The sequence below is a fragment of the Streptomyces hypolithicus genome (assembly GCF_052934925.1).
The window spans coordinates 1,459,756-1,481,620 of sequence record NZ_CM128811.1; the positions used below are offsets into that span (position 1 = coordinate 1,459,756).

Annotated in this window: 18 protein-coding genes, 2 pseudogenes and 2 riboswitches; of the genes and pseudogenes, 7 read left to right on the forward strand and 13 right to left on the reverse strand. The window is 70.4% G+C overall.

The window, feature by feature from the left end; all coding sequences use genetic code 11:
• Positions 1–150 precede the first annotated feature (150 nt).
• The 5 genes from ACU6WZ_RS06645 to ACU6WZ_RS06665 form a co-directional block, all read right to left on the reverse strand.
• Positions 151–1,920 carry an ABC transporter substrate-binding protein gene (locus ACU6WZ_RS06645; protein ID WP_447032191.1) on the reverse strand — a complete coding sequence of 590 codons (1,770 nt, stop codon included), beginning with the start codon at positions 1,918–1,920 and terminating at the stop codon, positions 151–153.
• A gap of 158 nt (positions 1,921–2,078) precedes the next feature.
• Entirely contained in the window at positions 2,079–3,077 is a 999-nt protein-coding gene (locus tag ACU6WZ_RS06650) for an ABC transporter permease (RefSeq protein ID WP_447032192.1), read from the reverse strand.
• Positions 3,078–3,569: 492 nt separating this feature from the next.
• On the reverse strand, positions 3,570–4,373 hold the full coding sequence (locus ACU6WZ_RS06655; RefSeq protein ID WP_447032193.1) for an enhanced serine sensitivity protein SseB C-terminal domain-containing protein: 804 nt from the start codon (positions 4,371–4,373) through the stop codon (positions 3,570–3,572).
• 181 nt (positions 4,374–4,554) lie between these two features.
• On the reverse strand, positions 4,555–5,331 hold the full coding sequence (locus ACU6WZ_RS06660; protein WP_447032194.1) for an enhanced serine sensitivity protein SseB: 777 nt from the start codon (positions 5,329–5,331) through the stop codon (positions 4,555–4,557).
• A gap of 141 nt (positions 5,332–5,472) precedes the next feature.
• Positions 5,473–6,186, reverse strand: coding sequence for an AAA family ATPase (locus ACU6WZ_RS06665; RefSeq protein WP_447032195.1), 714 nt, complete (start codon positions 6,184–6,186; stop codon positions 5,473–5,475).
• A 244-nt stretch (positions 6,187–6,430) separates the two neighbouring features.
• Positions 6,431–6,534, forward strand: a riboswitch (glycine riboswitch).
• Positions 6,535–6,634: riboswitch (glycine riboswitch) on the forward strand.
• Positions 6,635–6,675: 41 nt separating this feature from the next.
• Between ACU6WZ_RS06665 and gcvT the strand changes: the two genes are divergently transcribed.
• From gcvT to ACU6WZ_RS06700, 7 genes are all read left to right on the forward strand, one after another.
• Complete coding sequence (gene gcvT / locus ACU6WZ_RS06670; protein WP_447032196.1) at positions 6,676–7,800, forward strand: glycine cleavage system aminomethyltransferase GcvT; 1,125 nt, start codon at positions 6,676–6,678, stop codon at positions 7,798–7,800.
• A gap of 88 nt (positions 7,801–7,888) precedes the next feature.
• The gene (gene gcvH, locus ACU6WZ_RS06675) at positions 7,889–8,269 is read left to right on the forward strand and encodes a glycine cleavage system protein GcvH (protein WP_447032197.1); all 381 of its coding nucleotides are present in this window, start codon (positions 7,889–7,891) and stop codon (positions 8,267–8,269) included.
• A 19-nt stretch (positions 8,270–8,288) separates the two neighbouring features.
• On the forward strand, positions 8,289–9,551 hold the full coding sequence (gene glyA / locus ACU6WZ_RS06680; RefSeq protein WP_447032198.1) for a serine hydroxymethyltransferase: 1,263 nt from the start codon (positions 8,289–8,291) through the stop codon (positions 9,549–9,551).
• 158 nt (positions 9,552–9,709) lie between these two features.
• Positions 9,710–11,092: an L-serine ammonia-lyase gene (locus ACU6WZ_RS06685; protein ID WP_447032199.1), complete on the forward strand. Its 1,383-nt coding sequence runs from the start codon at positions 9,710–9,712 to the stop codon at positions 11,090–11,092.
• A gap of 430 nt (positions 11,093–11,522) precedes the next feature.
• On the forward strand, positions 11,523–12,701 hold the full coding sequence (locus ACU6WZ_RS06690; RefSeq protein WP_447032200.1) for a cytochrome P450 family protein: 1,179 nt from the start codon (positions 11,523–11,525) through the stop codon (positions 12,699–12,701).
• 772 nt (positions 12,702–13,473) lie between these two features.
• Positions 13,474–13,899, forward strand: coding sequence for a hypothetical protein (locus tag ACU6WZ_RS06695; RefSeq protein ID WP_447032201.1), 426 nt, complete (start codon positions 13,474–13,476; stop codon positions 13,897–13,899).
• Between the two features lie 145 nt (positions 13,900–14,044).
• The gene (locus ACU6WZ_RS06700; protein WP_447032202.1) at positions 14,045–14,191 is read left to right on the forward strand and encodes a hypothetical protein; all 147 of its coding nucleotides are present in this window, start codon (positions 14,045–14,047) and stop codon (positions 14,189–14,191) included.
• Between the two features lie 70 nt (positions 14,192–14,261).
• Here the strand turns inward: ACU6WZ_RS06700 and ACU6WZ_RS06705 are convergent.
• The 8 genes and pseudogenes from ACU6WZ_RS06705 to ACU6WZ_RS06740 form a co-directional block, all read right to left on the reverse strand.
• Positions 14,262–14,710, reverse strand: a pseudogene (locus ACU6WZ_RS06705) (ISAzo13-like element transposase-related protein); the annotation flags it as partial.
• Between the two features lie 208 nt (positions 14,711–14,918).
• Positions 14,919–15,638 (reverse strand): GntR family transcriptional regulator, encoded by a 720-nt coding sequence (locus ACU6WZ_RS06710; protein WP_447032203.1) that lies wholly within the window; start codon positions 15,636–15,638, stop codon positions 14,919–14,921.
• Positions 15,639–15,679: 41 nt separating this feature from the next.
• On the reverse strand, positions 15,680–16,621 hold the full coding sequence (locus ACU6WZ_RS06715; protein WP_447032204.1) for an ornithine cyclodeaminase family protein: 942 nt from the start codon (positions 16,619–16,621) through the stop codon (positions 15,680–15,682).
• Positions 16,618–17,616 (reverse strand): proline racemase family protein, encoded by a 999-nt coding sequence (locus tag ACU6WZ_RS06720; protein WP_447032205.1) that lies wholly within the window; start codon positions 17,614–17,616, stop codon positions 16,618–16,620. The genes ACU6WZ_RS06715 and ACU6WZ_RS06720 overlap by 4 nt, the downstream gene beginning before the upstream one ends.
• 203 nt (positions 17,617–17,819) lie before the next feature.
• Positions 17,820–18,200, reverse strand: a complete 381-nt coding sequence (locus ACU6WZ_RS06725) for a helix-turn-helix domain-containing protein (RefSeq protein WP_447034343.1) — start codon at positions 18,198–18,200, stop codon at positions 17,820–17,822.
• Positions 18,201–18,264: 64 nt separating this feature from the next.
• Positions 18,265–19,388, reverse strand: a pseudogene (locus tag ACU6WZ_RS06730) (ISAzo13 family transposase); the annotation flags it as partial.
• 54 nt (positions 19,389–19,442) lie between these two features.
• Complete coding sequence (locus tag ACU6WZ_RS06735; RefSeq protein ID WP_447032206.1) at positions 19,443–20,792, reverse strand: aldehyde dehydrogenase family protein; 1,350 nt, start codon at positions 20,790–20,792, stop codon at positions 19,443–19,445.
• Positions 20,789–21,742: a proline racemase family protein gene (locus ACU6WZ_RS06740; RefSeq protein ID WP_447033897.1), complete on the reverse strand. Its 954-nt coding sequence runs from the start codon at positions 21,740–21,742 to the stop codon at positions 20,789–20,791. Before ACU6WZ_RS06740 ends, ACU6WZ_RS06735 begins: the two co-directional genes overlap by 4 nt.
• Positions 21,743–21,865 lie beyond the last annotated feature (123 nt).

The following is a 21,865-nucleotide window of genomic DNA, read 5'->3' on the forward strand; positions in this document are numbered from 1 at the left end:
GGGGGTTCCCGGGCCGCCGCACACGGCCATCACCTGCCCTTCGGGCTTATCGGGTCCGGTGACGGAGTCGGAGTCGGAGTCGGAGTCGGAGTCGGAGTCGGAGTCGGCGGATCATCACGCGGCGGATCATCGACTGGACGACGATGCCGACTACTTGACGACGCCGAGGGAGACGTAGTCGTAGCGGCCGCTGTAGGAATCGGCCGTGTAGACGTTGGTCAGGCGGCTGCTGCGCCACGTGATCGTCTTCTCGTACACGAAGGGCAGGTAGACGGCGCGGTCGGAGACCATGTGGTTGATCTCCTTGTAGATCTCACCGGCCTTGTCCGGGTCCGTCTCGGCGATCGCGTCGTCGAAGAGCTTGTTGATCTTCGGGTCGTCGGTCTCGCTGTTGTTGTAGTTGCCGGTCTCGACGATGAAGCGGCCGTCGACCAGCGGCTGGGAGAAGCCCTGACCGGTCGGGAAGTCGGGGCCCCAGCCGGAGACGATGATGCCGTAACCCTTGGACTTGACGACCTTGGGCGAGCCGTTGATGGAGCTGGACTGGGCGCCGTCGATCTGGTCGATCTGGGCGTCGATGCCGACCTTCTGCAGCGAGTTCTGCAGCGACTCAGCGGTGGCGACTTCCTGCGGCTTGTTGTTGCGCACCGAGATGGTGGTCTTGAAGCCGTTCGGCTTGCCGCACTTCTTCAGGGCTTCCTTGGCCTTGGCCACGTCACCCGTGGGGGTCTTGAGCGCACCGTACGGGTCGTAGCCGTCGGCGCCCTTGATGCTCGTGGGGAGCATGTTCGGGGCGATCTCACCGCCGGCCAGCGGGCCGCCGCGGGCGGTCTGCAGCGACTTCTTGTCGGCCGCGTAGATGACCGCCTTGCGGCACTCGATGTTGTCCATCGGCTTGACGGTCTCCGGGAAGACCGCGTAACGGATGAAGTTCGTCAGGCCGTTGTCGACGTTGCCCTTGTGCTTCTGGAGCGCCTCGGTACGACCGGACTGGGTCATGCCCGTCGCGTTGAGGTCGAGGTCGTAGTCACCCTTGATCAGGCGCTGGTCGATGTCGTCCGCGTTGGAGCTGATGGTGACCGTGATCTTGTCCGGAAGCGCCGGGCGGATCGGGTCGGACTCCTTCTTCCAGTTCTCGTTGCGCACCAGGGTGCCGCCCTTGCCGGGCGTGTACGACTCGAACTTGTACGGACCCGAGGAGACGGGCTTCAGCGCGTACTTGGCGCCGGTGTCCTTGGCCTGCGGGACCGGGGTGCTCGTCGGCAGCGCGAGGATCTGCTCGAAGTCACCGTTCGCCTTCGGCAGCTTGAAGATGATGGTCTTGTCGTCGGGCGTCTCGATGGCCTTCAGCCCGAGCTTGTCCTTCGACTTGTCCTTGTACGGGCCCTTGTACTCGCCCTTGGGGTCCAGGACCTGCTTCAGGTAGCCGGGACCGCCGGAGATGACGTCGGCGGCCCAGGTGCGCTCGATGCCGTACTTGATGTCCTTCGAGGTGATCGGCGAGCCGTCCTCGAAGGTCACGCCGTCGCGCAGGGTGTACGTGTACGTCTTGCCGTCGTCGGTGATCTTGGCCATGTCGGTGGCCAGGTCGGGCACCAGCGACGTGCTCTTCACGCCCGGCTTGGTGTCGTACGACACGAGCTGACGGGTGTAGAAGCGGGAGAAGTCCCAGGCGAAGCCGTAGTACATGCGCGCCGGGTCGAGCGAGTCGAAGTCCTGGGAGCCCGCGAACTTGAGCGTGCCGCCCTTCTTCGCCGACGCGTTGGCGATGCCCTTGGTCGCGGCGTTGAAGCCGGCGGCCTTGCCCTCACCGTCGTCCTTGGTGCCGCCGCCTCCACAGGCCGCGGTACCCAGCAGAGCCGCGACGACGAGAGCCGAGCCTGCGGCCAGCCTGCGCCTACTTGAGCTGTTGGTTGTCACGATCTCGCATCCTCCGTGAGAGTGGCGGTCCTGGTGCAGAACCGGTCCTTGGTGCTTGCCGCCCGACTGGTTGTCAGGTGGTTGTCAGGGGCGGGGGGTGTCGCTGTGGCCGAGCGGGTGATGTGGCCGCGCAGGTGATGTGGCCGAGCGGGGCGCGGTCAGCGTGATCCCTTGGGATCGAGGGCGTCACGCACTCCGTCACCGAAGAGGTTGAAGGCCAGCACGGTGATGAAGATCGCCAGACCCGGAATCACCATGAACATCGGGTCGCTCTCGTAGGTGCTCACCGCCTTGGAAAGCATCTGTCCCCAGGAGGCCGTCGGCGGCTTGACTCCCGCACCCAGGAAGCTCAGCGCCGCTTCCGTGAGGATGTTGGTGGGGATCATCAGCGTCGCGTAGACGGTGATGGGTGCCACCAGGTTGGGCAGCAGCTCCCGGAAGAGGATGTACGAGCGCCCGGCGCCGAGGCTGCGCGCCGCCTCGACGTACTCGCGCTCGCGCAGCGACAGCGTCTGGCCGCGCACGATCCGGCCGACGTACGGCCAGCCGAAGAAGCCGATCACGACGATCAGCGCACCGATCCGCACCCCGCTGCCCGTCACGCCGAACAGCTCGTTGGGCAGGACGGAGACCAGCGCGATGATGAACAGCAGCTGCGGGAAGGCGAGAAGAACATCCATCACCCGGCTGATCGCCGCGTCCACCCAGCCGCCGAAGTATCCGGCGATGACGCCGAAGACCGAGCCGAGCAGCACGGCGAACATCGCCGCGAGGAAAGCGACGAGCAGCGAGATCCGTGCGCCGTAGACGACGCGGCTGAACACGTCGCGCCCGTTGACCGGTTCGACGCCCAGCAGGAACTCCGAACTCATGCCGCCGAAGGAGCCGACGGGCGTGCCGAGCAGCGGGTCGATCTGGTCTTCGTGGAACTCGTTCGGCGGGTGTCCCAGGAGGCTGACGATCAGGGGCGCGAAGATCGCGACCAGGATCAGGAGCACCACGACGACGCCGCCGGCCAGCGCCACCTTGTCGCGCTTGAGCCGCACCCAGGCGATCTCCCAGGGCGAACGGCCTTCGATGGCTTTCGCCGGAACATCGGCCGCGACGTCAACGGCGGCGGTCTCGGCCGCGCTCGTGTCGTGCAGTGGTGCCGTCATCGTGGTGGGGACCCCTCTCGGCTCGACCGACTGTGGTCGGCCCGCGCCCGCCGCTGTAGCGGCTTCTCTCATCGCAGGTGCAGGTGGTGCGGTAGATGCGCAAAGTGCAGAAGGTGCTGAACGTGGTGCAGGTGCTGAACGTGTGCAGGTGCTGCGGGTGCTCAAAAAATGAAGGTGCTCGGACAGCCGCGGTTGGCACGGGGAACGCGGTTCGTGGCGGTCGTACGCCGGACCGGCGTTCCTTGTTGCCGGAGTCTTCAATGAGCTCGCGATCACCCGCCAGACCTGGCGGGGAATGGATGCGCAACCGTGATGTGGCCTGTGGGCTTCCGTTATCCGAACATCTTGATCGGCTCAGCGGACCACAAGCAGCGTTATGCCGCAGACCGGACAAGCCAGCCAACGGCCGTCATGAACCGCCGAATTGGGCTATCGGCACATCTGCCGACGGGTCAGGCCGCGTCGGATCGGGTCAGGTCAGGTCAGGTCAGGTCAGTAGCCGCGGGGCGCCGGATAGCCGTAACCGCCGCCGGGTGCGGCGGTGGAGGGTGCCGCCGGTGCGTGGGCCTCACGGTCGTAGAACGGCCGGGCGTTGGCGCGCAGCCACATGGACACCGGGTCGTACTCGTCGGACATCGCGACGGTGGACACCGGCAGCCCGTCGGGGACCACCCCGATCGACTGCTGCATCATGGCCCGCACGGCGTCGACCGACTGGGGGCTGGTGTCGTACAGATCGAGCCCGACGGCGAGGTACGGCGCGCCGAGCGCCGGCTGCACCCACGCCCGGCGCAGCGCGCGGACCGCCGGCGTACGGTGGGCGTGCTGCGCCAGCCGGGCGTAGAACTGGGGGATCTCGACGGCCGGTTCGGACATGCGCAGCGGTCCGGCCGGCATCCGGTCGAGTCCGGTGGCGATACGCCGCAGATCGAGCCACGGAATGCCGACGCCGCCGCCGGGCGCGTGCGGGTTGAGCCAGATGCCCCAGCGGTCGGGAAACAGCGCCCGCGCGATGTCCTGCCCGGTCACCACGTCGTACGCCCGGCTCCAGCCGCTGGCTGCGAGCTCCTGGGCGGAGGTCACGCACGGGGCGTAGCCGAGGCCGTCGACCTCCATGTTTCCGTACTGCGCGTCGGGGGATCCCGCCTGGCCGTGCCAGAGCAGCATCCAGACGTGGCCGCCGGCCGGGTCGGCGATGGCGCGCAGAAGCGCCTCGTACGCGTCGAAGCGCCCGGGCGTCACCTGGCGCAGCATGTGCTCGACCTGCCCGGCCGCGGCGGTGCCTGACGCGCTCACCCTGGGTTCCGCCCCTCTTCGATCCACGTGCCGGCCCAACCGGCCGGCCCGACCAACCGCCCCCGTGTGGCGAGGTCATCAAACCAGCTTAGACCGGCCGCACTGACACCGTCCTGACGCACACGTCAGGAGTCTGCGCGCTTGGCTGCGCGCTTCGCTGCGCGCGGCCGGTCGGCGCGGGTCAGGCGTGGCGCGTGTAGAACGGCCGTACCCTCTCCAGCATCCAGTCGGCGACCGGGTCCTGGGCGACGTCCAGCAGGACGAGGTTGACCGGCCAGGGCACCTGGACCCGGCCGAGGGCGCGGCCCAGCGCGTCCATCGGGGCGTTGCGGTCGGCGCCCTCCCAGGACGAGAGCTGTACGCCGACGAACAGCGTCGGGGACTCCCCCTCGATGCTCGCGAGCGCCCGCCGGGCGCTCGCCACCACCCGGCTCTCCTCGAACTCCCCCGCTGCGGCAGCGAGGAAGTCGACCGGCTCCTCCTGCCAGTCCGGCTCGAAGAGCCGCACCCGGCCTCCGCTCGCCGGCCCGTCCAGCGGCGTACGGCCGGCCCGGCACAACTCCGCGACGGCGGGCGGCGGCAGCGGCGCACCGACCGCGCCGTCCGGGTTCACGGCGATGCCGAGTTGCGGGGGCAGGCCGCGGGCGAAGTCCCGGGCGGGCGCCACTGTGAAGGACATGTGCGGCCCGGCGCACTGGCGGAGCTGCTGCTCGGAGCTGTACACGGGGACGTACGCCGCGCCGTGGATCTCGACGGTGGGCAGGTCGAGGCTCCGCGACTGGGGGCCGCCGCCGGAGGGCAGCGGCACCCACACCTGGCTGCGTCCCAGCACCTCGACGATGCGGCCGCCGGCGGCCGGGTTGCCGACGGAGGCGGCGAGCACCTCTTCGAGTTCGTTGCCGGGCCAGCCGTTGCCGCCGTGCGGGTGGCCAGGCCCGGGGAATTCTGGGTAATCCACGGGCCCGACCCTAGCGCTGTGCCCCACACCCCGGGGCTGCGCCCCCACACCCCCGGGGCTCCGCCCCGGACCCCGCTCCTCAATCGCCGGAGAGGCTGGCATTTTCCGGACCCGACCGGAAACCTCAGCCCAATCCCCGCGCTACGTCGAAAAGCCGATCGCCGCAAGCGCGCCGGCCGCGTCCCGGTCCAGCAGCACCGCCGCCCCGCACCCCACCGGCAGGACCCCCCGCTCCGCGTCCCGTACGAGCCGCCCCACCGCCCGCCGGTGCCGGGCGAAGGCGTACCCCGAGACCCCGCGTCCCCGCTCCTGCTGCCCAGCCCTGGCCACCTCCGGCGGCACGTCGAGCAGGACCAGGTGCAGCGCGGCCCCACGGCGCCTGGCGTCGCGGGCGAGCCAGTGCCGGACCCAGGCGAGCGTTCCGCAGTCGTGGACGACGACGCTCTCGCCGGAGCGCAGCGCCCTGCGCAGCCCGGCGTAGTGCGCGGCCCGTACGAGAGGCCGGTAGAGGGCGTACGGCAGCAGCCCCGGCATCCGCGCCGCCCACCGCTCCCGCACGTCCTGCGAGTCGATGCGCCGCACGCCCGCCGCCCCGGCCGTACGCCGGATCAGGGTGCTCTTGCCGCTGCCCGGCAGTCCGGACACGACGACCAGGTCCCCGGCCGCGAAGGCCAGGCTCCGCGGCCCGCGCCCCGCACACCCGCGCAGATCCCGCACCACCGGCGCGGCGACGCGCCCGGCGGCCTTGCCGACCGGCGCCTCCCCGGCCGGTACGCACTGCTGCGCCGCCACCGCTCCGTGCGCCGCGCCCGCGCCCGCGGTCGCCGCGTACACACCGGGCTGTTGCACCGTCATCGCTCTCCCCCTGTCGGGTGTCCCCCACCCTTTGCCCGGCCCTTTCCCACGAAGTGTAAAGAAAAGGTAATGCGCCACAAGCTGTTTGTGGATCTCTCCGGCCCTCCTCCGACCTGCCTCCGACCTGCCTCCGACCCTCCTCCGGCCTGACCCCAACCTTCCTCCCGCCCGCCGCCCACCGCCCCGCCGCCCGCCGCCCGCCGACGCGTGCAATGATGTGCGCGCCAACTGCATACCGGCCGCTTGAATCCGCGCGGGAGAGTCCGGAGCACAGCACCATGTGCCCCAGGACGCCGAAGGAGCAAGTTCCTCCCTTGAATCTCTCAGGCCCCGTACCGCGCGGGCGAGGCAGATCTGAAAAGCGGGCCGCTTCGTCGCGGCTCCACCCAAGGTGCAAGCCGGGACTCTCCCGGTGAACCTCTCAGGTTCCGATGACAGATGGGGAGGATTGTCCTCGCCCGTCTTGCCCTGCGCCCTGGGAGCACACCTATGAGCAATGTCCCCCGTCTCACCGCCCTCGATGCGCTGCATCGCTCGCTGGGCGCGACCATGACCGACTTCGCGGGCTGGGACATGCCGCTGCGCTATGCCAGCGAGCGCGACGAGCACAACGCCGTACGCACCCACGCGGGCCTCTTCGACCTCTCCCACATGGGTGAGATCACCGTCACAGGGCCGCAGGCCGTCGCTCTCCTGAACTACGCGCTGGTCGGCAACATCGGCACGGTCGGCCTCGGCCGCGCCCGCTACACCATGATCTGCCAGGAGGACGGCGGAATCCTGGACGACCTGATCGTCTACCGCCTGGACGACACCGAGGCCCCCGAATATCTGGTCGTCGCCAACGCCGGCAACGCCCAGACCGTGCTCGACGCGATCACCGCGCGCGCCGCGGGTTTCGACGCCGTCGTACGGGACGACCGTGACGCGTACGCCCTGATCGCCGTCCAGGGCCCCGAGTCCCCCGGCATCCTGAAGTCCGTCACCGACGCCGACCTCGACGGCCTGAAGTACTACGCGGGCCTGCCCGGCACCGTCGCCGGCGTCCCCGCGCTCATCGCCCGTACCGGCTACACCGGCGAGGACGGCTTCGAGCTCTTCGTCGCCCCTGCCGACGCCGAGACGCTCTGGCAGGCGCTGACGGAGGCCGGCAAGGATGTCGGCCTGGTCCCCGCCGGTCTGTCCTGCCGCGACACGCTGCGCCTGGAGGCGGGCATGCCGCTGTACGGGCACGAGCTGACCACCGCGCTGACACCGTTCGACGCGGGCCTCGGCCGGGTCGTGAAGTTCGAGAAGGACGGCGACTTCGTCGGCCGCGCCGCCCTGGAGGCCGCCGCCGGGCGCGCCGAGAACGCCCCGCCCCGCAAGCTGGTCGGCCTGGTCGCCGAGGGCCGCCGTGTCCCCCGCGCCGGTTTCCCCGTAGTGGCGGACGGCAAGGTGATCGGTGAGGTCACGTCCGGCGCCCCGTCCCCCACCCTCGGCAAGCCGATCGCCATGGCGTACGTCGACGCCGCGCACGCGGCGCCCGGCACGGCGGGTGTGGGCGTCGACATCCGCGGTACGCATGAGCCGTACGAGGTCGTCGCGCTGCCGTTCTACAAGCGCCAGAAGTGACGCCCCGCACACCTCGTACCCGTACACCTGGCACTCGTACACCTTCCCCGTTCACCAGCACTCCCCCGCGTACAGGAGAATTCAGGTCATGAGCAACCCCCAGCAGCTGCGTTACAGCAAGGAGCACGAGTGGCTGTCGACCGCCGAGGACGGCGTCGCGACGGTCGGCATCACGGAGTTCGCGGCCAGCGCGCTCGGTGACATCGTCTACGCCCAGCTCCCGGAGGTCGGCGACACGGTGACCGCGGGCGAGACCTGTGGGGAGCTGGAGTCGACCAAGTCGGTCAGCGACCTGTACTCCCCCGTGACGGGTGAGGTCACCGAGTCCAACCAGAACGTCGTGGACGACCCCGCGCTGGTGAACTCCGCCCCCTTCGAGGGCGGCTGGCTCTTCAAGGTGCGCGTCTCGGAGGAGCCGGCCGACCTGCTCTCCAACGACGAGTACATCGCCCTTACCTCCGGCAACTGAGACCTCGAACGGGACCGTGATGACGCTTCTCAACACTCCCCTGCATGAGCTCGACCCGGACGTCGCCGCCGCCGTCGACGCCGAGCTGCTCCGCCAGCAGTCCACCCTCGAAATGATCGCCTCGGAGAACTTCGCTCCGGTCGCGGTCATGGAGGCCCAGGGCTCCGTCCTCACCAACAAGTACGCCGAGGGTTACCCGGGCCGCCGCTACTACGGCGGCTGCGAGCACGTCGACGTCGTCGAGCAGATCGCGATCGACCGAGTGAAGGCGCTCTTCGGCGCCGAGCACGCGAACGTGCAGCCGCACTCGGGTGCGCAGGCCAACGCCGCCGCGATGTTCGCGCTGCTGAAGCCCGGCGACACGATCATGGGTCTGAACCTCGCGCACGGCGGACACCTGACCCACGGTATGAAGATCAACTTCTCCGGCAAGCTCTACAACGTGGTCCCGTACCACGTCGACGAGGAGTCGGGCGAGGTCGACATGGCCGAGGTGGAGCGCCTCGCCAAGGAGTCGCAGCCGAAGCTGATCATCGCGGGCTGGTCGGCGTACCCGCGTCAGCTGGACTTCGCCGCCTTCCGCAAGATCGCGGACGAGGTCGGCGCGTACCTCATGGTCGACATGGCGCACTTCGCCGGCCTGGTCGCGGCAGGCCTGCACCCCAACCCGGTGCCGCACGCCCATGTCGTCACCACGACCACGCACAAGACCCTCGGCGGTCCGCGCGGCGGAATCATCCTCTCCACCGCCGAACTCGCCAAGAAGATCAACTCGGCGGTCTTCCCCGGTCAGCAGGGCGGCCCGCTGGAGCACGTGATCGCCGCGAAGGCGGTCTCCTTCAAGGTGGCCGCCTCCGACGACTTCAAGGAGCGCCAGCAGCGCACCCTGGACGGCGCCCGCATCCTGGCCGAGCGCCTGGTGCAGCCGGATGTCACCGAGCACGGCGTGTCCGTCCTCACCGGCGGCACGGACGTCCACCTGGTCCTCGTCGACCTGCGAAACTCCGAGCTCGACGGCCAGCAGGCCGAGGACCGGCTGCACCAGCTCGGCATCACGGTCAACCGCAACGCCATCCCGAACGACCCGCGGCCGCCGATGGTCACCTCGGGCCTGCGGATCGGTACTCCGGCCCTGGCCACCCGCGGTTTCCAGACCGAGGACTTCACGGAGGTCGCGGACATCATCGCCGAGGCCCTGAAGCCGTCGTTCGACGCCGATGGCCTGTCCGCCCGGGTCACGGCCCTGGCCGGCAAGCACCCGCTCTACCCTGGCCTGAAGTAGTTTCGTACGAAACAGGCTGAACAGCTGAACAGCTGAACAACGGGGCGCCGCGCACACTGGACAGTGAGTGCGGCGCCCCGGCCCTTGTACCGCCTTGGTTTTCTGCACCACCCCGGCAGGCAGACAACGGCGTCTACCAACCCCTTAGGAGTTACCCCGTGGCCATCTCGGTCTTCGACCTGTTCTCGATCGGCATCGGCCCGTCCAGCTCCCACACGGTCGGTCCCATGCGCGCCGCCCGCCTCTTCGTGGGCCGCCTCAAGAACGACGGCCTGATGGCCCACACCACGGCGATACGGGCCGAACTATTCGGCTCGCTGGGCGCGACCGGCCACGGCCACGGCACCCCGAAGGCCGTCATCCTCGGCCTGGCGGGCCACTCCCCCAAGACCGTCGACGTCGAGACGGCCGACGCCGAGGTGGAGCGCATCCGCACGAGCGGACGCCTCAATTTGCTGGGCGCGCACGAGATCGATTTCGACGAGCCGACCCAGCTGATCCTGCACCGCCGCCGCTCCCTGCCGTACCACGCGAACGGCATGACCCTCTTCGCGTACGACGAGGCGGGCGCCCCTCTCCTGGAAAAGACCTACTACTCGGTCGGCGGCGGCTTCGTCGTCGACGAGGACGCCGTCGGTGAGGACCGCATCAAGCTCGACGACACGGTACTCAAGTACCCCTTCCGCACCGGCGACGAGCTGCTGCGCCTGTCACGCGAGACCGGTCTGTCGATTTCCTCGCTCATGCTGGAGAACGAACTGTCCTGGCGTACCGAGACGGAGATCCGCGAGGGCCTGCTGGAGATCTGGGGCGTCATGCAGGCCTGTGTGGCGCGCGGCATGTCCCGCGAGGGCATCCTCCCCGGCGGCCTCAAGGTCCGCCGCCGCGCCGCCCACACCGCCCGCCAGCTGCGCGCCGAGGGCGACGCGACGGCGCACGCGATGGAGTGGGTGACGCTCTACGCGATGGCGGTCAACGAGGAGAACGCGGCGGGCGGCCGCGTCGTCACCGCCCCGACCAACGGCGCGGCGGGCATCATCCCTGCGGTCCTGCACTTCTACACGAACTTCGTCGCGGCGAAGTACTCGGAGAGCGAAAAGCAGGACGGCGTCGTGCGCTTCCTGCTCGCGGCGGGCGCGATCGGCATGCTCTTCAAGGAGAACGCCTCCATCTCCGGCGCCGAGGTCGGCTGCCAGGGCGAGGTCGGCTCCGCATGCTCGATGGCGGCCGGCGCACTCGCCGAGGTACTGGGCGGCACCCCGGAGCAGGTCGAGAACGCGGCCGAGATCGGCATGGAACACAACCTGGGCCTGACCTGCGACCCGGTAGGCGGCCTCGTCCAGATTCCGTGCATCGAGCGCAACGGCATGGCGGCGGTCAAGGCCGTCACGGCGGCGAAGATGGCGATGCGCGGGGACGGCATCCACAAGGTGTCCCTGGACAAGGTCATCAAGACCATGAAGGAGACCGGCGCCGACATGAAGGTCAAGTACAAGGAGACGGCGCGGGGCGGGCTCGCGGTCAACGTCATCGAGTGCTGAGGGGACCGGCCCTGACCAGCGCGTTCCCCTTTCAGCGCTGTCAGGGCCTTCCCTGCTCAGGCCGCGAAAAGTCTCTGGAATCTTTCTCAGACAGATATGAAAGTCCTTGAAAAGTCCCTGGGATGTCCCAGGGGCGCCTCGCTCTTGGGGGCTGGGACGCGGCGGCTTCCGGGGTGACCAGGCGTCCACGACGTCACCTCAAGACGTGGCGTGCGGTCGGTGCACGTCGTCAGGAGTGAGAGCTACGCATTACGAGACCGTGAGCATTCGTGCTGCGCCGACGAGGTTGCCCTGCCGTCGGCGGAGGCCGCCTCCCGCAAGGACCTCCGCGCGGACACGGAGTGGCTCCCCCTGGTGGCCGACGCCTACGCCAACCGTGTTGGGCGTGTCGCCGACGACGGCCAGCCAGAACCAGTTGGAGCCTGAGAGCATGACCGACCCGACTCAGGATCCCCGCTTCCTCCAGGACCCCTATCCCGCTTACGCGGCCATGCGGTCCACGTGTCCGGTGCAGTCCGTGCCCGCCGGCTCCGGTGGGCACCCCAGCTACCTGGTCACCGGCTACGCGGAAGCCAGGGAAGCCCTCGGCGACGCTCGGCTCTCGAAGGACACGGCCGCCTTCTCCGCGGGCAAGGGGTCACGGCGTCGCCTGCACCCTGCGGTGGCTCACAACATGCTGGCCAGCGACCCGCCCCAGCACACCCGGCTGCGCAGGCTGGTGACCAAGGCGTTCACGACAGGGGCCGTCACGGAGCTGCGTCCGTTCATCGCCCGGGTCACCGACGAGCTGCTGGATCAGTGGCCCGTCGGCGAGCGGTTCGACTTCGTGGGCGGCCTGGCGGTACCGCTGCCGGTCATCGTGATCTGCGAGCTGCTCGGAGTTCCGGAGGGAGAACGGTCCGATGTCCAGCGCTGGTCCGGAGAGCTGTTCGCGGCGGGAAAGCCGGACGTCATCGACGCGGCCTCGCATTCGATGGCCGACTACATGACGGGCCTCATCGCAGCCAAGCGCCTGGAGCCCGGTAGCTCTCTTCTTGACCGGCTCATCTCGGCTCGCGACGAAGACGATCATCTGAGCGAGGAGGAGCTGGTCTCTCTGGCGGTGCTGCTGCTCGTGGCCGGACACGAGACCACCACCAACTTCCTCGGCAACGCGGCCCTGGCGCTGCTCCAGCGCCCGACCGAGCTGGATCGCCTTCGGGAGAATCCGGACGACGTCCCTGCCGTGCTGGACGAGCTGCTTCGGTTCGATTCCCCCGTCAGTACAGCTACCTTCCGGTTCACCACGGAAGCCGTCACGCTCGGCGGTACGGATATCCCGGCCGGTGTTCCGGTGCTGGTCGCTCTTGGAGCAGCCAATCGAGACCCGGAGCGGTTCCCGTCGCCGGACCTCCTCGACTTGGACCGGGACGCCGCTGCTCATCTCAGCTTCGGCCACGGCATCCACCGCTGTGTCGGCGCTCCCCTGGCCAAGGCCGAGGCGGAAATCGCCCTACGAGCGGTACTGATTCGGTTTCCCGGAATCCGGCTTGCCGCACCGTCTGATCGATTGGAGTGGCGGCGCACCCGTCTCGTCCGCGGGCTCGCATCGCTTCCCGTCCTGGTGTAGCCGCTCGGTGAAGCGCCCTCGTGTTCAGGGAGCACGCGTGGGCAGCCGCCGAGGCCGCCGACGAGTCCGAGGCGCGCGCCCTCGCCCAGGCGCAGGGTCGAGATCCTGTCCGAACGCACCCAAGGACCCGGCCTGCGCTCGCTGCGGTACCGGCTCGACGGCGGGGCCGAGACCACGGTCGCCGCCGCCGGGTCCGCCACCACCGTGCGCCTGACCGTCGCCGACGAAGGCAGCCACCGGCTGGACGTCGTCGCGGTCGACTAGGCGGGCAACGCGTCCGCGCCGACCGCGTACACCTTCCACGTGGGCACGGCGGGCCTGGTCTCTCCGCTGCCCGGCGAGGAGGCTGGTCACCGGGTGCCGCTCGCGGCCGCCGGACCCGGCGACCTGACCGGGGCCACCTTCCAGTACCGCCGCACCGACGCCGACGCCTGGTCCGACATCCCGGCCGCCGAGGTGAAGATGGCCTCGGGCGCGTCCGTGACCTGGGCCCGCGGCCGTCACCGGCGGCGCCCTGTCCGGCCTGGTGTGGGACACGGGCCGGCTCACCGCCGACGGCGACGTGCAGCTGAGGGTCCGCTTCGAGGGCGACGACGACCCCGCGCCGTCGGAACCGGTGACATTCGTCCTCAACCGGGTCGACGTGCTCACCGAGCCGGTGGCCCTGGAACGACGACCGGGACTGTTCGGACTCCACCGACTGGGACTGCGAGATGATCTTCACCGACATCAAACTGGCCGAGGATGCGCTCCCCGGCCTGGTGAAGACGTGGTGAGCCGGCGTTCCATGGCCGCCGGCGCCGCCGCCACCGCCCTGTGGGCCCTGAGCGCCTGCGGCAGCACCCCCGAGCCGTGCCGGCTGGTCGACGTCGTCCCCCGGCTCGGGGTGGTCTGGCAGGCGAAGGCGCTGCCGTACGGCGCGGATTCCACCTACCGCCTGTGCGCGGGGAAGCTCTGCGAGAGCGGGACCCCGCAGGTGTACCGCGAGCAGGTGCGCGTCACGCTGCCCCTGCCGGAGGGCTACGACGAGCGGCGCCCGGCGGTACGCCTGGAGTTGTCGGGCCCGCGGGACGCGCCGGAGCTGGTGGCCACCGGCACCGTCACCTTGCGTCCGGTGCGGGAGGGCTGTGACCAGGCTCTGACGGGCAGCCTGCGGCTCACCGCCGACGGCGCGCTGGAGGAGCCCGAGCGCTCCTGACGGAGCCGGGAACGACGGGAGCGGAAAGGGGACGGGTCCCCGGCCGGATGAGGCCGGGGGCCCGAGGACCCGCCGCACCCTGACGTGCCGGACCACCCGGCCTACCAGCAGATACTCACCGCCCTCACCGACGCCGGGCCAGCCGATGCGGGCCCGCGACCTGTGCCAGGCCCTCGACCTGCCGATCCTCCCGAAGAACACCGAAGGCATCCGGTCGAAGCTGAAACGCCTGGTCACACGGGGCATCCTCACCGAACCCGAACCCGGCCTGTTCACCCCGCCCCGCACCTGACCACCAGCCCACCCCGCCTACCGGGGCTCCTCACCCAACCCCAACCACGAAACCGGCATTACCTCGCGTACCGGACTCTGAAGCCTTCCTCCCGCAGCAGATCCCCGACTGTGTCCGCGCTCACCTTGTGTCCCTGGCGGGTGAACTCGGCCGTGAGCTTCCTGGTCGACTTCGTCGTCCAGCGCAACGGCGACATCGGATCCCCACGCATATCCGGCTCAACCAGTGCGAGCAGCTCCGACCGCAGCCCCGGATCAATATCCGCGGCTTTCTTCCGCCCGCCGCCAGGCCGGCGCACCCGTCCCAGCGGTTCCTCGCCGGCTTCCAACTCGCCCATGCCCTTACGCACCGTCGCCTCGCTGACCCCGGCCGCCCGTGCGACCGCCCGGATCCCGCCATGGCCCAGGATCCGGGCCTCGGCTCCCATCAACAGCCGCCGCTGCCGCTCGTCCAGATGCGGGAACAACACCCCTCGAACTTCACCGCGAGTTGACCACGAACCTCGTCACTGATGCGCATACCACACCAACGAGCCGAATCACGGGAAGCAACAGGTTGATTCTCTGCGAGCCTTACGCCCTCCCCCGCGATAGCGCGCGGGGGAGGGCGTAAGCCGTCCAGGGGGCACTTCCCAGTGGTAGCTGGGGGAGCTCGAGGACCGGGGGCCGGGGCGGAGCCCCGGTTACGGGAAGGGGCGGGGTGGGGGAAAAGCCCCGCAGGGCAACGCCTACGCGCCGCCGAGCTTCCGCTTCAACACCTTCTCGACCTTGGTCGGCTGGTCCTCCTGGCCCACGGCCCACAAGGACCGGACGTGGCCAAGGTGACGCGCCATGCACGCCTCCGCCCCCTCCGCATTGCCGGAGATCATCAGGTCAAGCAGCTCAATGTGCTCCTCGGCCGACGAAACAAGCTCGCCCCGCTCGTCCAACCGCGTCAACCCGTACAGACGAGACCGCTTCCGCAGGTCACCCACCGCCTCCACGAGCCGCTCGTTCCCGGCCAGCCCGAGCAGCGTGAGGTGGAACCGGCGGTCGGCCTCCAGGTAGCCGATCAGGTCGTGCTGACGGGCCGCGGCGACGATCTCCTCGGCGACCGGCCGCAGTTGCTCCAACTGCTCGGGCGTCGCCGTGCGGGCGACCCGGCCGACGGTCGGGACCTCGATGAGGGCCCGGATCTCCGTGTACTGGTCGAGGTCGCGCTCGTTCATCTCGGTGACTCGGAAGCCCTTGTTGCGGACCGGCTCCACCAGGCCCTCGCGGGCCAGGTCGAGCATGGCCTCGCGGACCGGGGTGGCGGAGATCCCGAAGTCGGCGGCGAGGGCCGGGGCGGAGTAGACGACTCCGGGGCGCAGTTCGCCGGCGATCAGCGCGGCACGCAGGGCGTGGCCGACCTGGTCACGCAGCCGCTCCTGTGCTGTGATCAGGTTGCGCTGCTTCAGGTCACCCATCACTGTTCCTCCGTCATCGCGCGGAGCACCAGCGTACAATGTCACGTTGCTTTCGCGGCCCGGAAGATCTCCGCAGCCACCGCGAGGTCCTGCCAGGCCATGCCGACGCCCTTGAAGAACCGGGGCCGCCCCGGCTCGGGCAGCAGCCGCCCCGTGACGAGGTCGGCGAGCGTCCCGGCGATGTCCGACAGCCGGTACGCGCCCTCGGCGACCGGGACCAGGAGGTCCCCGGCCTCGCGCTCGGCGGCCGCGCGGGCCTCCACGACGACGGTCGACCGGGTGACGAGCGCGGTGTCCGTCTCCCGGGCGTCCGGCTCGTGCGAGCCGACCGCGATCACCACCGCGTGATCGGAAACCGACCGCCCGTCGAAGAGCGGGGTACGGGCCGTGGTGCAGCAGATCACGAGGTCCGCCCCGGCCACCGCCTCAGGCCCGCCGACCCGCGCGTCCAGACCGAGGGTGCGGGCGTGGGCCGCCAGCGCCTCGGCCGGTTCCGGCCTGCGGCCGACCACCGTCAGCCGCTCCAGGGGGCGTTCGGCAAGGGCCGCGTCCAGGTGCCCGTACGCCTGCGGGCCGGTCCCGAACAGTACGAGGTGCGCGGCGTCCGGGGCCGCCAGCCGCCGGATCGCGACGGCGGACACCGCCGGGGTGCGCAGCACGGTGAGGGCGGGCCCGTCGAGCAGGGCGACGGGCATCAGCGTCGCGCCGTCCAGCAGGAGATAGCTGCCGGTGATGCGCGGCAGGCTGCGCCCCGGATTGGCCGGGGCCACCCCGGCGATCTTCGCTCCGGCGAAGTCCTCGTACGCGGCGGGCATCAGCAGCAACTCACCGGCGGCCACCGGGATGTTGCTGCGCGGCGGAGCGGTCTCGGGGTCCAGACCGGCCCGGAGGACCGCTTCCACGGCATCGGCCGCGTCGGCGGGGCCCAGCAGCCGGGCGATGTCGTCGGCGTCGAGGTGGAGCAGTGTCCCGGGCAGCGTCACAGCAGAAATCCCGTTCCCAGGGCGTCGTACGGATCGAGGAGGAAGCGGTGTTCCCCGGTGCGGTGTGCCGGGCCGGTGACCTCGGTGATGACGCCCTGCGGGTGATCGCCCGCCAGCCGGCCAAGGAAAACGGTACCGGCCACGGACTCGTGGCGCAGAGTGTCGCCGGGCCCCAGGAGGCCGTCGGCGGCCAGCAGGGCGAGCCGGGCGGAGGTGCCGGAGCCGCAGGGGGAACGGTCGACCTGGCCGTCGGCGAAGACGGTGATGTTGCGCTGGGCGGGCCCTGCGGAGGTGCGGGGCTGCTCCTCGTGGAGGATCACGCCGTAGACGCCGGACAGGCGGGGGTCGTACGGGTGCCGGGTGGCGGGCTCGTCGGCGAGGGCGGCCTGGATCTGCCGCCCGGCGGCCACCAGGCCGGGAAGGTCCTCGGGGATCACGGCCAGGCCGAGCTGTCCGGCGGCCACCGAGGCGTAGGCGCCGGAGTGCACGATGTCGGCCTCGACCGTGCCGAACCGGGTGCTGACGGAGACCTTGCGGGCGGCGATCCGGGCGGGGACGTTACGGAAGGTGACCGCGCTGGTGCGGCCTTCCACGCGGTGGACGGTGGCGGTGACCTGGCCCGACGGGACGTCGATCCGGACCTGCGCGGTGCCGTCGTCGGGGGCCGGGACCAGTCCGCTGTCGACGGCCCAGGCGCCTAGCGCCATCGTGCCGTGGCCGCAGGCGGTGGAGTAGCCGTCCTTGTGCCAGAGCAGGACGCCGAGGTGCGCCTCGGCATCGTCGGGCGGCACGAGGAAGCCGCCGTACATCCCCGCGTGCCCGCGCGGTTCCTGGACGACCAGGCGGCGGATCCGGTCGAGCGCCGCCCCGCCCCGGCCGAGCGCGATCGCCCGGCGCTCGGCGACGGAGTCGCCGGGTATCGGCGGCAGCCCGCCGGTGACAATCCGGAAGGGCTCCCCGGCGGAGTGGTAGTCGGTGGTCGCGATGGTGATCACTAGGGTCCTCCGGCGGATCGGCCTCCCCCGGTCCTCGTTTCAGCCTGTCCGGCGTTTGAGGACGAACGGGGTCTGAGGGCTTGCCCCCGGGAAGGGGCGGGGTGGGGGAAAGCCCCGCAGGGCACCCCGGCTTGCGACCTCACCCACGATTGTCAGCGGCGTCGCGGCCAATCGTGGGTGAAGTCGTTAGGGCTCGCAGAGAATCAACATGCGGATTTGGTCTTCGCCGAGGGCTGGCTGCCGTACTTGTCGAGGTGGGCGACCACATCCGTCGGGGTGCGGAGCCTGACGGTTGAGGGCGGGATAGCGTGGTCGGCCAGGAGGGGCCGGACTTCTTGGACGGCCCGGGTGAGCGTGCTGCCGGTGACGCCGAAGAGCCGGGCGAGCAGGTCATGGGTACCGATCTCGCGGTGGCAGAGGACGGTGGCCAGGATCCGGTCCGTATCGGAGAGCTTGTCCTTGGCGCCCGCGCCTCGCGCGCGGAGTCGCTCACCGCCCCGGCGTTCGTGGCGAATCCGCGCGCGCCGGTGTGACAGCACCGGGATCAACGAGTCGGCTAGAGTGTCCAGTTGCTCGATAGTCATGCCGCTGCTCGGCGGCGATCGCGGCGGCAGCTTCCGGTTCCGCCTCACGGTCGGGGGCCGGCTGGGATCGGCCAGGGTGGAGCGTGTAGTTCCAGTCGCCGTGGAAGCGGTGCCGGTTCATCGCCAGCGCGTCGATCTCGCGGTCGGTGACCTTCACGCCAGTGTCGTAGGTGCCCGGGTCGAGTTCGGCATGGACTTCAGTCCGTTGCGGGTGGTGGTGGTCGCGATGCTGTTCACGATGACTTCGTGGCTGGTGAGCGGCCTGCCGCGCCAGTTCATGCTGATGTGGGAGAACAGCCGGTGCTCGACCTTGTTCCATTTCGATGTCCCCGGCGGCAGGTGACACACGGTGATCGATAATCCGGTTTCGGTGGCCAGGGCGGCGAGTTCGCTCTTCCAGGTGCGGGTGCGGTAGCCGTTGGAGCCGCCCGCGTCGGCGGTGATCAGCAGACGGGTGGCGCGCGGGTAGCCGTGCTGGCCGCGGGCTTGCCACCACCGGCGGATCGAGGCGACTGCGAATGCGGCGGTGTCATGGTCGGTGCCGACGCTGACCCAGCCGGTGTTCGCGGCGACATCGTAGATCCCGTACGGGATCGCCTTGCCCGGCCCCTGCCGATCCAGGAAGTCGTGCGTCTTGACCATCACAGGCTCACCCCTGGGCCGCCACTGGCGTCCGGCGTTCTTGCAGTCGCCGACCAGTTCCTTCTTCTCGGTGTCCACGCTGATCACCGGGCCCTCGGCACCCATGTGGTCCTTGGCCTGCCCGTTGATGTAGCGGAACCGGGAGCCCCGGTCGCGGTGCTGTGCGCCTTCGATGGTCTTGGAGCTTCCTGGTCGACTTCGTCGTCCAGCGCAACGGCGACATCGGATCCCCACGCATATCCGGCTCAACCAGTGCGAGCAGCTCCGACCGCAGCCCCGGATCAATATCCGCGGCTTTCTTCCGCCCGCCGCCAGGCCGGCGCACCCGTCCCAGCGGTTCCTCGCCGGCTCCCAACTCGCCCATGCCCTTACGCACCGTCGCCTCGCTGACCCCGGCCGCCCGTGCGACCGCCCGGATCCCGCCATGGCCCAGGATCCGGGCCTCGGCTCCCATCAACAGCCGCCGCTGCCGCTCGTCCAGATGCGGGAACAACACCCCTCGAACTTCACCGCGAGTTGACCACGAACCTCGTCACTGATGCGCATACCACACCAACGAGCCGAATCACGGGAAGCAACAGGTTGATTCTCTGCGAGCCCTTAAGCCCTCCCCGTCGGCATGAGCGAATACGTACGCGTCGCGGTATAGAAGTCCAGCGCAACCGCGCCCTGCTCCCGCGACCCGTAGCTTGAAGCCTTCGCCCCGCCGAACGGCAAGTGGAAGTCGACCCCGCTGGAAGGCGCGTTGATCCGGATCATCCCGGTGTCCAGCCGGTCCAAGCCATAAAGCGCCGTGTCGAGATCCGCCGTGTGGACGGACGTGACCAGCCCGTGCGGCACCGAGTTGGCCAGCGTCACGGCCGCGTCGAGGTCGGCGGCGTGCAGCAGGACGGCCACCGGGCCGAACACCTCCTCGGCCAGCAGTGGATGGCCGTCGGGCACGTCCGTGACGAGGGTCGGCTCGACGTACCAGCCGGGCCCGTCGGGGGCGGAGCCCCCGGCCAGGACCCGGGTGCCCTCGCACGACTTGGTGACACGGTCACGCGCGGCCTCGGAGATGACGGGCCCGCAGGCGGCCGCGGGAATCGCGCGCAGCGCCTCCGTGAGGGCGGCGCGCAGCGGCTCCAGCGCCGCACCGACAGCGATCACCCGGCTGGTCGCGGTGCACTTCTGCCCGGCGTAACCGCTGATGGCGGCGGCGATGTCGGCGGCGGCCCGGGCGATGTCGGCGTCCGGCAGGACGATCGCGGCGTTGAGCCCGCCCATCTCGGCCTGTACGGGGATGCCGCGAGCGGTGGCCGCACGGACCACGGCGCCGCCGGTCGCGATGGAGCCGGTGAAGGAGACAACGTCGGCGGCCGAGACGACGGCGTTGCCCTCGGTCGCGGCGCCGGGGACGACGGTGAACACGCCGTCGGGGAGGATCCCGTCCAGCAGCTCGGCCAGCCGCAGTGCGCAGGCGGTGGCTTCGGGGGCGGGCTTGAGGACCACCGTGTTGCCGACCGCCAGTGCGGGCGCGGCCTTCCACACGGGGATCGCGAGGGGGAAGTTCCACGGGGTGACGAGCCCGGCGACGCCGTGCGGGCGGCGGCGGGTGAGCAGCAGCCCTGCTCCGGCGGCGGGCTCGTGGACGGCGCCTGACGCCTCGTAGGGCGCCTGCGCGTAGAAGCGGAGGATGGCGGCGGTACGGGCGCACTCGCCGCGTGCCTCGGCGGGCGGCTTGCCGACCTCACGGGTGATGAGCGCGGCCAGCTCGTCCGCCGCGTCCTCGACGGCGGCGACCGCCCGGGTGAGCGCGGCCGAGCGGGCGGCCGCCCCGGCGGCGAGCCAGCCGGGCTGGGCGGCACGCGCCCGGTCCACGGCCTCGGTGGCGGCGCGGGCGCCCGCTGCGGGGACCTCGGCGACGAGGTCGGCGGGGTCGGCCGGGTTGTGGGAAACGAAGGTGGTCACAGGAGGAACCCTCCGGGGAACGGGTCGGCCGGGTCGAGGAAGTACTGCGCGGTGCCGGTGATCCAGGCGCGTCCGGTGACGGTGGGGATCACGGCGGGCAGCCCCGCGACCGTGGTCTCCTCGGCGAGGCGGCCGGTGAAGGACGTGCCGATGAACGACTCGTTGACGAAGTCGGTGTGCAGCGGGAGCTCGCCCCGAGCGTGCAGCTGGGCCATGCGCGCGGAGGTGCCGGTGCCGCACGGGGAACGGTCGAACCAGCCGGGGTGGATGGCCATCGCGTGCTTCGACAGCGTCGCGTCGGAGCCGGGGGCGATCAGCTGGACGTGCTTGACGCTGTGGATGTCGGGGTTCTCCGGGTGGACGGGCCGCTCGGTGGCGTTGATGGCGTCCATGATGGCGAGTCCGGCCGCGAGGATGTCGTTCTTGCGCTCGCGGTCGAAGGGCAGGCCGAGGGCGTCCAGCGGCAGCATGGCGTAAAAGTTGCCGCCGTACGCCAGGTCGTAGGTGAGGGCGCCGAAACCGGGGACGTCGACCTTGCGGTCGAGGCCCACGGAGAACGCCGGGACGTTGGTGAGCGTGACGGCGGTGGCGGCACCGTCCTCGACCGACACGTCCACGGTGACCAGCCCGGCGGGGGTGTCGAGGCGGACGGTGGTGACGGGTTCGGTGACCGGCACCATGCCGGTCTCGACCAGGACCGTGGCGACGCCTATGGTGCCGTGGCCGCACATGGGGAGGTAGCCGGAGACCTCTATGTAGAGCACGCCGAAGTCCGCGTCGGGCCGGGTCGGCGGCTGCAGGATCGCGCCGCTCATGGAGGCGTGGCCGCGCGGCTCGTACATCAGCAGGGTGCGCACATGGTCGAGGTGTTCCTGGAAGTACAGGCGGCGCTCGGCCATGGTGGCGCCGGGAATCACGCCGATGCCGCCGGTGATGACGCGGGTCGGCATGCCCTCGGTGTGCGAATCCACGGCGTGGTAGATGTTCAGGCTGCGCAAGAGATCTCCCCTGGGGCGTGTGGGTTAAGCCCGTCCGGCCTCTGAGGACGAACCGGCGGCCGGACGGGCTTGGAC